The sequence below is a fragment of the Psychrobacter sp. CX14 genome, assembly GCF_057396205.2.
This window is the reverse complement of the sequence record NZ_CM183187.1, coordinates 2,756,897-2,771,572: the sequence shown is the minus strand read 5'-3', so window position 1 is coordinate 2,771,572 and position 14,676 is coordinate 2,756,897. Positions and strand designations below refer to the sequence as shown.

Annotated in this window: 13 protein-coding genes; 11 read left to right on the top strand and 2 right to left on the bottom strand. The window is 41.9% G+C overall.

All coding sequences use genetic code 11. The annotated features are described in order from the left end of the window. The first annotated feature begins 127 nt into the window (after positions 1–127). The 6 genes from murC to lpxC all read left to right on the top strand — a co-directional run bounded on the left by murC (position 128) and on the right by lpxC (position 7,560). Complete coding sequence (gene murC / locus AC2SLO_RS10780; protein ID WP_486542463.1) at positions 128–1,570, top strand: UDP-N-acetylmuramate--L-alanine ligase; 1,443 nt, start codon at positions 128–130, stop codon at positions 1,568–1,570. Between the two features lie 68 nt (positions 1,571–1,638). Next, positions 1,639–2,595, top strand: a complete 957-nt coding sequence (locus tag AC2SLO_RS10775; RefSeq protein ID WP_486542391.1) for a D-alanine--D-alanine ligase — start codon at positions 1,639–1,641, stop codon at positions 2,593–2,595. Positions 2,596–2,834: 239 nt separating this feature from the next. After that, on the top strand, positions 2,835–3,674 hold the full coding sequence (locus AC2SLO_RS10770) for a cell division protein FtsQ/DivIB (protein WP_486542393.1): 840 nt from the start codon (positions 2,835–2,837) through the stop codon (positions 3,672–3,674). A 220-nt stretch (positions 3,675–3,894) separates the two neighbouring features. Then, positions 3,895–5,178 carry a cell division protein FtsA gene (gene ftsA, locus AC2SLO_RS10765; RefSeq protein WP_486542395.1) on the top strand — a complete coding sequence of 428 codons (1,284 nt, stop codon included), beginning with the start codon at positions 3,895–3,897 and terminating at the stop codon, positions 5,176–5,178. A 98-nt stretch (positions 5,179–5,276) separates the two neighbouring features. Beyond that, the gene (gene ftsZ / locus AC2SLO_RS10760; protein WP_486542397.1) at positions 5,277–6,470 is read left to right on the top strand and encodes a cell division protein FtsZ; all 1,194 of its coding nucleotides are present in this window, start codon (positions 5,277–5,279) and stop codon (positions 6,468–6,470) included. A 193-nt stretch (positions 6,471–6,663) separates the two neighbouring features. Further along, positions 6,664–7,560 (top strand): UDP-3-O-acyl-N-acetylglucosamine deacetylase, encoded by an 897-nt coding sequence (gene lpxC, locus AC2SLO_RS10755; RefSeq protein WP_486542465.1) that lies wholly within the window; start codon positions 6,664–6,666, stop codon positions 7,558–7,560. Between the two features lie 284 nt (positions 7,561–7,844). Here lpxC and AC2SLO_RS10750 read toward each other — a convergent pair whose 3' ends face one another. After that, complete coding sequence (locus AC2SLO_RS10750; protein ID WP_486542399.1) at positions 7,845–8,384, bottom strand: hypothetical protein; 540 nt, start codon at positions 8,382–8,384, stop codon at positions 7,845–7,847. A 261-nt stretch (positions 8,385–8,645) separates the two neighbouring features. Between AC2SLO_RS10750 and AC2SLO_RS10745 the strand changes: the two genes are divergently transcribed. Further along, complete coding sequence (locus tag AC2SLO_RS10745; protein WP_486542401.1) at positions 8,646–9,407, top strand: CHAP domain-containing protein; 762 nt, start codon at positions 8,646–8,648, stop codon at positions 9,405–9,407. A gap of 228 nt (positions 9,408–9,635) precedes the next feature. Here the strand turns inward: AC2SLO_RS10745 and AC2SLO_RS10740 are convergent, their stop codons facing one another. Next, on the bottom strand, positions 9,636–9,971 hold the full coding sequence (locus AC2SLO_RS10740) for a YhbY family RNA-binding protein (protein ID WP_486542403.1): 336 nt from the start codon (positions 9,969–9,971) through the stop codon (positions 9,636–9,638). A gap of 245 nt (positions 9,972–10,216) precedes the next feature. On the opposite strand from AC2SLO_RS10740, the gene AC2SLO_RS10735 reads away from it, so the two are divergent. From AC2SLO_RS10735 to AC2SLO_RS10720, 4 genes are all read left to right on the top strand, one after another. Then, positions 10,217–10,849 (top strand): RlmE family RNA methyltransferase, encoded by a 633-nt coding sequence (locus AC2SLO_RS10735; protein ID WP_486542405.1) that lies wholly within the window; start codon positions 10,217–10,219, stop codon positions 10,847–10,849. 423 nt (positions 10,850–11,272) lie between these two features. Further along, positions 11,273–13,159 carry an ATP-dependent zinc metalloprotease FtsH gene (gene ftsH / locus AC2SLO_RS10730; protein ID WP_486542467.1) on the top strand — a complete coding sequence of 629 codons (1,887 nt, stop codon included), beginning with the start codon at positions 11,273–11,275 and terminating at the stop codon, positions 13,157–13,159. 216 nt (positions 13,160–13,375) lie between these two features. Further along, positions 13,376–14,278 carry a dihydropteroate synthase gene (folP, locus tag AC2SLO_RS10725; protein WP_486542407.1) on the top strand — a complete coding sequence of 301 codons (903 nt, stop codon included), beginning with the start codon at positions 13,376–13,378 and terminating at the stop codon, positions 14,276–14,278. Positions 14,279–14,369: 91 nt separating this feature from the next. Next, complete coding sequence (locus AC2SLO_RS10720; protein WP_486542409.1) at positions 14,370–14,645, top strand: FAD assembly factor SdhE; 276 nt, start codon at positions 14,370–14,372, stop codon at positions 14,643–14,645. The last annotated feature ends 31 nt before the right edge of the window (positions 14,646–14,676 follow it).

Sequence of the window (14,676 nt, the reverse complement as noted above, 5' to 3'; positions counted from 1 at the left end):
TGTATTGTCTTATAATCACTCCATTCTTGGTGATAGAAAATATAAGTCAGGTAAACCCATACATTCATTTGGACAATGCCTGATTTGAGAAGTTAGTTCGTTAATCCTTTATCAGTAATAAAAAGAGATATCTATGTCAAAAGCAGCCCTGCCCAAACGATTGATAGAAATTCCAGAAATGCGCCGAATCAAAAGCATTCACTTTATTGGAATTGGCGGAGCAGGGATGTGTGGTATTGCTGAGGTCATGAAAAACCAAGGCTACGGCGTAAGCGGCTCTGATATCAAAGAAAGTCCAGTAACCAAGCGCCTTGAAAGCCTTGATATTGACGTTTTTGTGGGTCATGATTCTAAAAATATCGCCAATGCAGATGTGATCGTGGTGTCATCGGCAATTGACCGCAGCAACCCTGAGATTCAAGCGGCACTAAAGGCACAGCTACCTGTTGTACGTCGTGCCGATATGCTGGGTGAATTAATGCGTTACCGTCATGGCATTGCCGTCGCTGGTGCTCATGGTAAAACAACTACAACTAGTTTGTTGACCATGATGATGACCGAAGCAGGGTTTGACCCTACTTATGTGATTGGCGGTAAGCTAAATGCTTCGGGCAAAAATGCCTCATTAGGGGAGAGTCGTTATCTTATCGCTGAAGCCGATGAGTCCGATGCGTCTTTCTTAACCTTGCATCCAATGGCCGCTATTGTGACCAATATCGACCAAGATCACATGGATACTTACGAGAACAGCTTTGATAAATTAAAAGCAGCTTATATTCAGTTCCTACAGAACATGCCGTTTTATGGCCTTGCTGTAGTATGCGGCGATGACAAAGAGCTGTACGCTATGATTGATGACATCGGCCGCCCAGTACAGACATTTGGTTTTGAGCCACATAACAATGTGCAAGCCACTAATGTACGTGTCGAGGGTACCAAAACCCATTTCACCGTATTACGTAAAGACCACGAGCCACTTCAGCTAACGCTTAATATTCCCGGTCAGCATAATGTGTTAAATGCATTAGCAGCGATTACCATGGCTACGGATGAGGGCGTCGATGATGAAGCCATTAAGCGCGCCTTGGCAAAATTTGCAGGCGTTGGTCGCCGTTTTGAACAGCAAGCTCTTGTTGCTAAAGATGATGGCGATATTCTGCTAATTGACGATTATGGTCATCATCCAGTAGAAGTAGCTGCAACAATTAAGGCGGCTCGTGAAAGTTATCCAGAACGCCGTCTAGTGATGCTGTTCCAGCCACACCGTTATAGCCGTACTCGTGATTGCTATGATGATTTCGTTGAGGTATTGTCGCAAGTTGATGAGCTGTTATTATTAGATGTTTACAGTGCTGGCGAAGCCCCTATCGTTGGTGCAGATACGCGAGCATTGGCGCGCAGTATCCGTCTGCGCGGCGAAGTTGAGCCTGTTTTAGTTGATAAAGATGACCTAGCGCCTGTTATGCAGCGCGTATTAAGAGCAGGTGATATGCTGATTACTCAAGGTGCGGGTAATGTGGGTCAGCTAAGCCAAGAATTAGCAGCGAACCAGTTGTATCTTACTTCTTAAATCGCAAGTCTTACGTTTATTTTATTACCCTTTATTCCCACCTATTTACCGTTAAGATGCCAATAACTATGACACATTCTTCTGATTCTCAAGCCACTAAAAACGCAGCTACTCAAGACCCAAGCGTATTTGGCAAAGTCGCTGTGATTTATGGCGGCAACAGCAATGAACGCGATGTTTCTTTAGACAGTGGTAATGCTGTATTAAAAGCACTACAGTCGCAAGGCGTTGATGCCACACATTTTGATCCAAAAAATCAGGACATGACTGAGCTTAAAGGTTATGACCGTGTATTTAATGTATTGCATGGCCGCGGTGGTGAGGATGGTCAATTGCAAGGTCTGCTAGATTGGTTCGGTATCCCGCAAACGGGTTCTGGCGTCTTAGCTTCAGCGATTGGTATGGACAAAGTACGTACCAAACAATTGTGGCAGGGCTGCGGCTTATCAACGGCACCTTTCTCTATTTTGACCGCGGATACCGATTGGCAGCAAATTGTTAATACATTAGGCTTACCGCTGATGGTTAAACCGGTTCATGAAGGCTCAAGTATTGGCATGAGTAAGGTTAATAGTTTAGATGAACTGCCTAAAGCTTATGAAATGGCGGCAGGCTGTGGTGATGTTGTTATGGCAGAAAAGTGGATTACGGGTCGTGAATTCACCATCGTAATTATCGATGATGAAGCGTATCCTGTGATTCGTCTAGAGCCGGCGGATATCTCTAACTTCTATGACTATGAAGCTAAGTATAATCGCAATGACACGGCGTACCATATTCCTTGTGGCCTATCACAGGAAGAAGAAGCACATCTTCAAGCGTTAAGTGTGGCTGCATTCAAAGCTGTAGATGCAAAAGGGTGGGGGCGTATCGATGCCATGCAGGACGAAGAAGGTAACTTCTGGCTGCTTGAGATTAATACCGTACCAGGTATGACCAGTCATAGCCTAGTACCTATGGCTGCTAAGGCACGCGGTATGAATTTTGAGCAATTATGTTGGCATATCCTAGCGCAAACGCTGTAGAGATTAGACCCATTTTCTGATTATTTAATGAACACAGTAGCAAGACGAGCTTAAGAGTGTTACCTTTAAGCTCATCCTGACAAATTTATTACTTAAGCGTCATAAGCTATTTAAATTTTCAGTGTTTAATACTTATGTAATATATTGTCATAAATTGATACATGCTCATTAAGCCTAGGCGCTATCGCTACTATAGCAAATGCGTTACAATTATAAGAGATATAGACTAAGTGGACACGATGGCTGCCTCTGTGAATAAAGTTTCGCTGAATCCAAGTAAATTATTATCCGCAAAATCGTGGATGGCTATCGGAATATTGTTATTTATAGCAATATTCTTCTTGGTATCGAGTCAAATTTATAATTCGCAGCCGGCCGATATTGTGGTTAATCCCACTAGTCTAAATCCGGCAGAGTATCGTGTATTAAGCGAGGCGATGGATAAAAAAGAAGCCGGTAGCTTCTTTACCGCTAAACTGCCACAGCTCAAAGATGAGGTAATGGCTCAAGACTGGGTCAGTCAAGTTGATATTGAGCGTAAATGGGGTGAGGGGATTGTAATTACTGCACTGCCTCGCGCGCCTATTGCGAAGTTTGGTAGTGAGCATCTGATTGATGCGCAAGGTCAAGTCTTTCAGCCAGTGAATGAAGCGGACCTGCAGCAAGACAATCTCATCATGCTACAAGGCGATGCTGATCAATCTAACTTGATTATGCAGCAGATGCAGCAAGTAAGTCAGTGGTTTGGCCCGCTTGATATGCAGGTTGAAGATATGATTTTGACCCCACGCATGACGTGGGTTATTCGCTTTAATAATGGTATGCGTATTATCGTCGACAACGAACATACCTCGCAAAAGCTGATGAATGTCAGTCAATTATTGCAAAATCAACTTGCTGACAAACGAGAGAATATTGCCTCTTTAGATTTAAGATATAAAAATGGTTTTGTTATTGCTTGGAAAGATGAGCCGGTTGCTCCGGTTGAGTTAATGTCTGTTTCAGAGATTAATCAAGACGATACTGATAGTATTAGTAGCAATATTGATGTTAATGCTGATCACAATGAGATGGACTAAGCGTTAGCATTGCAAAGACAAAAAAATAAACATGATTAAATGGGAGTATCTAGACGTAGTTATATAGATATCATCATTGACGTATTTGACTGAATTAGTACCCGTAAATGGCAGCATCTTATTAATAGACCCTATTCTAACCTTACTGTTTGAATGAAGACAAAAAGCACGCTCATTATGCCCCTTGTCCACTACAGTACACATATATGTTCTAAACTTTATGAGTAAATCTGAAAATCTCTTAGCCGTCATTCATTTAAGCGCCACTGCAGTGTATGTAGTCGTTGGCGATATTGTTGCTGTAAACGATATTCGTATTAAAGGCGTGGGTGAGGTTAAGACAGAGGATTTTCAGCAGGGTCAAATCAGAAACTTTGATCGTCTAAAAAGCCTTATTCGTGAAGCGATTAACCAAGCTGAGGAGATGGCAAATTGCCGTATCCATAGTGTTTGGCTAACTTTATCGACACCAGAGCTTACCAGTACCAATGGCTTTGGTACGGTTGACTTAACAGAGGGTACGGTCGAGACCCAGCATATTGTCAATGCACTCACTATTGCCAAGACCAATTCACAGCCTAATACCCATTACTTAATGCATCATTGCCAACAAGGTATCTTTATAGATGATAAAGATCAGATGGTTGACGATGCCATTGGTATGCACGCCAATAAATTAACGGTTATGTATCATTTAATGATGATGCCGGTGGCAAGCAGACAAAATATTCAGAAGCTGATACAGGCATGTGACGTTAGTATCGATCATATGTTATTTGATGCGGTATCGAGTGCAGAGTATAGTTTGCTTCCTGAAGAGCGTGAGCAAGGCGTTTGCTTGATTGATATTGGTGCGAGCACCACGAGCGTTTGTATCTACCGCGAAAATAAGTTAATTTTTACCCACTGTATTCCTGACGGCGGTGCCAAAGTCACCATGGATATCTCAGCGGAGCTGGGACTGACAATGATGGAAGCGGAACGATTAAAAATTCAAAAAGGTACGGTTGATACACGCAGTGTTGATCCTAGCCGTTTTGAGACATTCCAGCGTATTGGTAAAGCAGAAGATAAGCCGATTAGTATCTTGCAGTTGGCACAAATTATTGAAGCTCGTTATATTGAGCTTTATCGAGTGTTGTTTCAAGAGCTGTCTGACGCGGGTCTTATGGATTATATACAGCGAGGTGTCGTATTGACGGGCGGTGGTAGTCAAGTAAAAGATATGGTACGTTTCTCAAAACGCCTACTTGGCATGCCGGTAATGAGCACTACGCAGCATGAGGCCATCTCTGCCTATGACTGCTTTGATGATGATGAGAAGTTTAAAGAGCTAAATCGCCGAGTGACTCAGCGTGAGTTGCAAACGGCATTTGGTGCTTTATTATACAGTCAAAGTGATCAATTTAAGCACAGTGAGAAAAGCTCGCCGGATGCGCTTAAGGTTAGTAAAATTGCCAAGTTTAAGCACAGTCTGAACAATTTTCTTAAAAATATTATATAACCCAATTTTCATATTTCACAGTCACCACCTACCTTATAGCTTAGTTACTAAGTGAATAAATTATTGGTAAATTGGTGAGGTGACCACAAGGAGTGATAATGTCTAAATACACGATGGCGGTTAATAGCCAAGATTTAAATAACGGTCAAGCCCATTTCACTGTTTTCGGTGTGGGCGGAGGCGGCGGTAACGCGGTTGAGCATATGGTTCAGCAAGGCGTTAAAGGCGTGACTTTTGTTTGTGCAAATACGGATAAACAAGCCTTAGATAGACTAACTGCTGAGCACAAATTGCAGTTGGGTGCCAATACAAACCGTGGTCTTGGTGCGGGTGCTAATCCAGAAGTTGGCCGTGAAGCTGCCGAGCAAGAAGAGGAGTCTATCCGTAAGCTTCTTGAAGATTCAGACATGGTGTTCATCACTGCTGGCATGGGCGGCGGTACCGGTACCGGTGCAGCGCCTGTTGTGGCACGTATCGCTAAAGAGATGGAGATCTTGACAGTTGGTGTTGTTACCACACCATTTAAATTCGAAGGTGGCAAGCGTATTAAAGCAGCCAAAGCCGGTATTGATCAGCTGTCTAACTTCGTTGACTCTATCATCACCATTCCAAACGACAAGCTGTTAAAAGTATACGGCAACATCTCAATGCAAGATGCTTTCAAAAAAGCAGATGATGTATTGATGCATGCGGTACAAGGTATTGCTCAGACTATCTCAAGCGAAGGTGTGATTAACATTGACTTTAACGATATTCGCACGGCAATGACGGCTAAAGGTCATGCGATGATGGGTATCGGACGTGCAAGCGGTGAAGATCGTGCTCGTCAAGCCACTGAAAAGGCGATTCGTTCACCACTCCTAGACAACTTATTGCTTGAAAACGCCAAAGGTCTGATTGTCAACGTGGTATCTTCTGAGTCAGTAACGCTTGATGAGTTAAACGAAATCACAGAAGTGGTTAACGATATCACAGATATCGAAGAGGCTAATATCTTTATCGGTACTGTCATCGATGAGAAGTTAGGTGAAGATTTGCATGTAACAGTTATTGCAACGGGTCTTACTTTAGATGAAACCAAAGATCAGCCTAAGCCGCAGCCTATGCCTTCAGTTAACAGTAACCATGCGGTTGATCCTAAAACGCATACAAGCGCATTTAACAGTCAGCAAAAGGCACAGGGTCAAAGCTACACCAGTAGTAATCCACAGCCAAGTGCTGCACCGTCTCAGCCGACCACGACTAAGACCAACAGCATTCAGGACTATCTAAAGCGTCAACAAAACCGTTAATAATCATGATTTTTGAGTAAAATTTGTTGTCAATAGTACTGAATAAAAGCCAAGCTAGTTAATAGCTTGGCTTTTTTAATGAGTATGTTTTGCTAAATGAATGAGGTTCGGATGCCAAGACGCGCTAACATGAGGTTTTTACTGTGTTAGAATTTCACAAAATATATTAGCGAGACAGTCTTAAGGGGATTTAATTATGAAACAACGGACTTTAAAGAAGCCGATTACCATCGTGGGCGTGGGTCTACACAGTGGGCAGGACGTCACTATGGTATTAGAGCCAACAGATATTGATACCGGTATTCATTTTTTACGTACGGATATTACTGATGCGCCTCTTATTGCCGCTGATGCCTTCTTAGTGACCGATACGACGATGTCCTCTAATCTAGTCGTCAATGGGGTTAAAATCGGCACTGTTGAGCATCTATTAAGCGCATTGTCTGGTCTGGGTATTGATAATCTATTAATTAAGGTGTCGGATGCAGAGATTCCTATTATGGATGGCAGCGCCGCTCAATATGTCGACTTACTGCTAGAGGCGGGGATTGAAGAGCAAGATGCGCCTAAGCAATTTATGAAAATTCTAAAGCCAGTACGCGTAACGGAAGAAGATAAATGGGCAGAACTCGTACCTTATGATGGCTTTAGCATGGCGTTTGAAATAGACTTTGACCATCCTGGCATTCCGAAAGATACTCAGAAGTATATGTTCGAATTTTCAACGCAAAGTTATATCAAAAATGTAGGTAATGCCCGTACCTTTGGCTTTATGCGTGATATTGAGTATCTGCAGAAGAACAATCTGGCACTGGGTGGTAGCCTCAAAAATGCAATCGTGTTAGATGACAACGGTATTATGAATAAAGATGGCCTACGCCATAAAGATGAGTTTGTTCGTCATAAGATATTAGATGCGCTAGGCGACCTATATTTGGCAAAACATAGCTTAATCGGACAGTTTAAAGCATATAAATCTGGGCATGGACTCAATAATAAATTAGTTAGAGCTCTATATTCTGACCCTTCAAACTTCGAAATTGTAACATTTTATGACAAAGATAAAGTGCCAGTAGACTATATTTTATAAATTTCAAGTGATTTTTGAATTTATTTTCCATCTTTTAGTGACTCTGAAAGCAACAATGTGGAAATATCAATTTTAGCGAAACGAGAGTTTCGCTTTTTTTATGGAATATAAGTGAAAAAGCTCACAATCCTAACCGTGGCAATACCTCAGGACCAATATTAATGAAGTATGAGTTAATCAAAATCTCTAATATTTAGAAAAAATAACGAGCCAGTCGTATAAATTAAACACTGAGTACTAACAATACGACAGTAAGTTACATAAAATAACTTTACAGAAGGGTTTTAGTGATTATTTAAAAGCCGTTCAAGCGTCTTTTTCAACCGTTCATCTTTGATGACATGTTCAATTGTGTATGCTATAGTTCGTTTCGTCGTTTCGGTTAAGCCATGTATACTATGGCTTGCGCCCTTACTATTAGTTAAATTAGATTTTTTTGAATGCGGATTTAAGTAATTCTGGTTCTCATTTAAATGATCAATCGAAGCAGGGTAAGTAACGATTACATCTATATTTTTTAGTTGTCTGAATGTAAGAGATTGTTCTTTTAGTATATGATTTAGGTTGTTAGATTGGTAACGAAGGTGATTAGCAGCGGTCTGAGACTGCACTGAGAGCACCAGTTGTCCTTCTTCATACTTAACGACCCACAGAGATTTTAATATCTCCTCAGGTAATCCTCTATCTAACAGTGTTTTAATCTCTTGAGTAAATTGATTCAACTGAGTGCATTTTTCTTTTAAAGTTTCAGGCAAGGCAGACGCCGCAGACTTTTGATGATCAATGCGTTTTGCTAGATGATTGGGTTTTAACGGGTTTTGCATTGCAGGCCTCAAACTTAATAATTAGTAAGTGAAGTATAGCTGTATAGGATAAACAACTGCTTAATTTATACCAATAGATTTTGTTAACCCTGCGATAAGCAGCCAACAAATACAGTATAAATAGCGCAATCAAAGTTAGGTTGTGTACTGCTTCGAATACCAGCAGCGTCTCGTTAGAGAGATGTTGAGGACATGAGAGCCATGAAGGCTATCTGACAGGTAAGTTGGGTGGTACATTAAAAGATTAATTTTGGGAGCGTTATGAAAAAGTCACTTATTATATTGTCGTTAATGGGGCTTAGTGCCACACAAGTAAATGCGTCGGTACAGCAAACATTTGAGCCACCACAAAGTACGTCATTAGCGTCAGGTAGTAATACTTCTATTACACCGCTCGTAGGTACCTCTTCGATTACTAGAGTTAACCATTTCTCTAACTTCTCGTCAGACAATACCGCTGAACGCGTTCAGAGCATTGAAGTGCTAAGTGCACAGGCTCAGCAAAAAGAAGATACTTTATCAGCACTTGCAGAGCGCTTGACTAACCAATACGCCACAACTTCTTTTGCAACAACTGCGAACAATCCATCACGTTATTCAAGTCGTATTGACAGCTCAGCGCCACCAGCCATTGCTGCTGCTCGTGCTGCAAGCGCTGCACATTCAAGAACAATTGGCTTATGCGCACGTTATGTTCGTAAAGCACTTCAATCAGCTGGTTATAGCTTCACGCCAAACCCATCAGCATATCAGTATGCGACTCGTGGTACCTTGGCTCAAGCAGGTTTTGTAAAAATCAGCAATAACTCAGCACCACAAATTGGTGATGTTGTTGTTTATAACCGCTCAGCAAAACATCCACATGGCCATATTCAAATTTTTGATGGCAACAACTGGGTATCAGATTTCCGCCAAGCAAGAAAAAGCCCATACAGTGACACTTATTCTTACACCACATGGCGTGATGCACGTTACTTAAATGATGCGTCGAATGAAGGCATCTACTTAGCAATGGACGAATAATAGTAATCGTCTAATGCTTAGAACAAAAGCTCAGCTAAGGCTGGGCTTTTTGATATCTCTAATTTGAGTGTCTTTACTCAAATAGGATGAAACTGACAATATTATTATATAAACCCTGCATATAATAAAGGCTGCTAATTTAAAATTAGCAGCCTTTATCTACATAATGTATCGAGCTTAAACATCTTGAGAGGTCAATATTAACCTAGCTCGTTAATCTGATGGTATTTATTCACTAAAGCGCAATAGGTTAGATAATCTAGGATTGGCATTCGGGTTGCGACGAAGCAATAATGCCATACGGCCAATGCTATGGATAAGCTGGGCACCGGTTTTGTCCGCTAACTCATCGCTAAAGGCTTCACGTTCTTCTTTGGTACCTGGTGGCGTTTTGATTTTTATAAGCTCATGATCATTTAAAGCGCGATCAAGTTCTTCAACCACTGATTCGCTAAGGCCGTTGTTGCCAATAGTGACAACGGGCTTTAATGCATGACCAATGCCTTTCAGGCGGCGCATTTCACTTGTATCTAACTTAGGATGGGTCTTTTTAGCAGTGCTCATAATGTCTCAGTATTGATTATTAGGCCTAACTTAGTCAGCCTTGGAAAGTTTAAATAACACGCTGCCATTATAAAGAAAGTTGGCATCACTTGCATGAGTAGATTGCCTGATTGCATCATTTGTAACAAACTAAAGTAGATTAAATGGCTAAAGTCTGGATATCTTGACAGGCTTTGACCCTTTATGAGGATAAATGATGCTAGAATTAAGCCGTAACGTCTATTATTTATAACAGCGAGGGTATTGTGGCGACACGTATTACCAATAAATCATTATCGAAAAGCAGCAAAACTTGGATAAAAGAGCATATTGATGATCATTATGTTCATTTGGCTCAAAAAGAGGGTTATCGTGCGCGTGCTGCCTATAAGTTGTTAGAAATTAATGAAAAGACCGACCTAATTAAAAAAGGGATGACGGTTGTTGATTTGGGTAGTGCGCCAGGCAGTTGGTCGCAGGTGGCTGGCCGTTTGGTTGGTGATGAGGGTGTGTTAATTGCATCTGATATTTTGCCGATGGATGCTTTAGAGAATGTGACCTTTATCCAAGGGGACTTTCGTGAAGAAGAGGTGTTTGAGCAATTGATGAAAGAAGTGGGTGACAGGCAGGTTGATGTGGTGTTATCTGATATGGCGCCCAACACTTCAGGTCATAAAGCCGTGGATCAGCCACGTATGATTTATCTATGTGAGCTTGCTGTTGATTTTGCTTTAAAGGTATTGCCAGAGGGCGGCTCATTAATTATGAAAGTGTTCCAAGGCGAGGGCACTCAAGAGCTGCGTCAACAAATGCAGTCACAGTTCTCAAAAATACGCAGTGTTAAACCTGCGGCTTCTCGTGCCCGTTCCAAAGAGATGTTTTGGGTCGCTACCAAATAGCGATAAGATTTTTTAAACAAGATTATTGATTAAAGTTTTTATAGACATCTAACAGAAGGCAGGCAGTGGTCAAGAGGTGCTAGGCCATAGCTATAAAGCGTTTGAGTAGCCTAGTATAACTAATCTGGTTGGTAATTCCTGATAGGAGTGTTTTAACAATCCGCTTACTGCGCTTGATATATGCAGGTAGTGACCTAATAAAGTAAGTTATAAGATAAAACATTAAATGAGTAATGGCTTGTCAATTTTCTCCCTAAAATATGTAATCGTTAAAGATCATTTATTTGAAAATGACAGAATCATAACAGGGTGTATTAACCGAGTGACGAGCCGTCATTGTCTGCCTACCTCATGCTATAATGCTAGATTAGGCAGAATTTCGAATAAATTAACAAGTAAGGGATGGTATAGCTTGTGAGCGACATGGTAAAAAATACCTTATTGTGGCTAGTTGTTATCGGCGTATTAGTGCTGGTATTTAGCAACTTTGATAGCGGTAATGAGCCGGATACGCTCAATTACTCTGAGTTTGTAACTCAAGTCACTGAAGATCAAGTAAAAAGCGTCAAAATCGACGGTGAGCAAATCACTGGTGAAAAAGTGAATGGATCAGAATTTGAGACTGTTCTTCCTGCGGTGGCTGACGATGAGTTAATGCCAACACTGCGTGAGCATAATGTTGAGGTTCAAGGGGCAGCCCCTGAGCGTCAAAGTGTGCTAATGCAACTGTTAATTGCAAGCTTCCCTGTTTTACTGATTATCGGTATCTTCTTGTTCTTTATGCGTAATATGCAAGGCGGTGCAGGCGGTAAAGCGGGCGGCCCAATGAGCTTTGGTAAATCAAAAGCCAAAATGCTGAGCGAGGACCAAATTAAAGTGAGCTTTAATGATGTCGCTGGCGCAGAAGAAGCCAAAGAAGAAGTGGTTGAGGTTGTTGATTTCCTAAAAGATCCTGACAAATTCACCAAACTGGGTGCGACGATTCCTCGTGGTATCTTAATGGTAGGCCCACCAGGTACGGGTAAAACCTTACTTGCAAAAGCCATTGCTGGTGAAGCCAAAGTACCTTTCTTCTCAATTTCAGGTTCTGACTTTGTTGAGATGTTCGTTGGTGTCGGTGCATCACGTGTTCGTGATATGTTTGAGCAAGCCAAAAAGAATGCACCTTGTATCATCTTTATCGATGAAATTGATGCAGTCGGTCGTAGCCGTGGCACTGGCATGGGCGGCGGTAATGATGAACGTGAGCAAACGCTTAACCAGCTGCTTGTTGAAATGGACGGCTTTGAAGGTAATGATGGTATTATCGTAATTGCCGCAACCAACCGTGCAGACGTACTGGATAAAGCGTTATTACGTCCAGGTCGTTTTGACCGTCAGGTGCACGTTGGCTTACCAGATATCAAAGGCCGTGAAGAGATTCTAAAAGTGCATCTTAGAAAGCTGCCGGCAACCTTGGGCGTAGATATAAACGCACTTGCTCGTGGTACACCTGGCTTTAGTGGTGCACAGCTTGCTAACTTGATTAATGAGGCCGCTTTATTTGCAGCGCGCCGTAACAAGACCAGTGTTGATATGCATGATTTTGAAGATGCGAAAGACAAGCTGTATATGGGTCCTGAGCGTAAGTCTATGGTACTGCGTGAAGAAGAGCGTCGTTCGACTGCCTATCATGAAGCAGGTCATGCACTTGTGGCAGAGATGCTACCAGGCACTGACCCTGTGCATAAAGTAACGATTATGCCGCGTGGTTGGGCCTTGGGTGTGACTTGGCAGTTGCCTGAGTTTGATCAGACGAGCCAAGATAAGTCTAAGATGCTTAATGACATCGCTATCTTGTTTGGTGGCCGTATCGCAGAAGAGGTGTTCGTGAACCAGAAGACCACGGGTGCCTCTAATGACTTTGAACGTGCAACGAAAATGGCGCGTGCGATGGTTACCAAATATGGTATGTCAGATGCGTTAGGTATCATGGTTTATGAAGATGATGATGCCAATCAAGGTTACTTCGGTGGCGGCGCACGTACGATTTCTGAAGCGACTCAACAAAAGGTTGATGAAGAGATTCGTCGTATCTTAGAAGAGCAATATGATATCGCTCGTGAAATCATTGAAGCCAACCAAGATAAAATGCATATCATGGTTGATGCGTTAATGAAGTGGGAAACCATCGATAGAGATCAGCTACAAGATATCTTGGCAGGTCGTGAACCACGTGAGCCAAAAGTATATCAAGAAAAAGATGTAACCCCGACAAAAGATGACAATATCAGCTCAGGTGCTACACCGCCACCATTACCAGCCATGTAGATTAATTATATAGTTTACTACGGTTATGGATGGTACTGGTTCATACCCTGCATTATTCCAAAGAGCCCTTCTCAATAGAGAGGGGCTTTTTTATGGCTACTATTCTAGTCATTAGTTAGCGCCTCTCTCTTATTACCTCTGATATCTGTTAGAATGTAGGGCATAAAATGATGTGTTATCCATCCTAGTTAATGTCTTTGAATAAGAATAATGACCATGCAATTACATGACTTGCCAAATGTCTTGATGACAAAATATCAGTTTAATAGCGACGCCAAATCAAAATCGTTAGATTTGAGTAAGCCCCATGTTATGGGTATTTTGAACGTTACCCCAGATTCCTTTTCAGATGGTGGTAGATTTAATGAGTTATCGGCTGCAATCAAGCACTGCGAGCAAATGCTCAGTGAAGGCGCTAGCATTATTGATATTGGTGGTGAGTCAACACGTCCTAATGCCACGCCTGTATCCGAAGAAGAAGAGTGTGCACGTGTAGTACCCGTCGTTGAGGCGATTCGCCAAGAGTTTGGTGATGATATCTGGCTCTCAATAGATACCAGTTCGCCTAAAGTGATAAAGCAGGCGGTGCAAGCAGGCGCCGATATTTGGAATGACGTACGTGCTTTGATACGTGACGGTGCGCCAGAGATGGCAGCCAAACTTGATATTCCCGTGGTGTTAATGCACATGCGCGGTGAGCCTGCAACCATGGGCAGTCAGGCGAGTTATGACAATGTAGTGCTTGAGATAATATCTGAGCTACAACAGCGTATTGAATGTGCTCTAAATGCTGGTGTTAAACGTCAGCACATTATTGTTGACCCCGGTTTTGGTTTTGCAAAAAATTACGAGCACCATAAAATCTTACTCAATCAGTTAAGTCATCTGAATGAACTACAGCTGCCTATATTATTTGGTATTTCACGTAAGCGTTTTTTAGGTGAGGTGCTACACAATTCTGATGTGGCAGTCTTTAAAGAGCATAGCGCTATAGATAGGGATGGCATTGGCATGGCAGCAGCTTTGTTGGCTGTACAGCAAGGCGCCAGTATTATACGTACTCATAATGTCGGTCTGACGATGCAAGGGCTAGCGCTGTGGCAACAGCTAAATAGTTAGGCTAAGCATTTTATGAATAATTGTGCAGCCAGTTATTGAATATAGTTTTATTAATAGCAATAAATTTAGTCTTATTTCGAGGAGCTTTATTTTGACCACACAGCCAGAACCAACCAACGAGCAAAGACGCATTATTTATCAGGCACGCAGAGGACTAAAAGAGTTAGATTTTTATATTGATCCTTACGTGAAGCATCATTATTTGCAAGCCAATGCGGAGGAGCAAGCGACGTTTGCTAAGCTGCTGACCTATGAAGATCCTGATTTACTAAACTACTTTATGAATCAAGATACTCCAGAGGACAGTGAGGTGACTGAGTTGGTGCTTAAGCTTAAAAAGCTGCAGCATGGTGATAATTTATCTTAATGACTCATGCTTGCTGTCTAGAGGTTCAGTG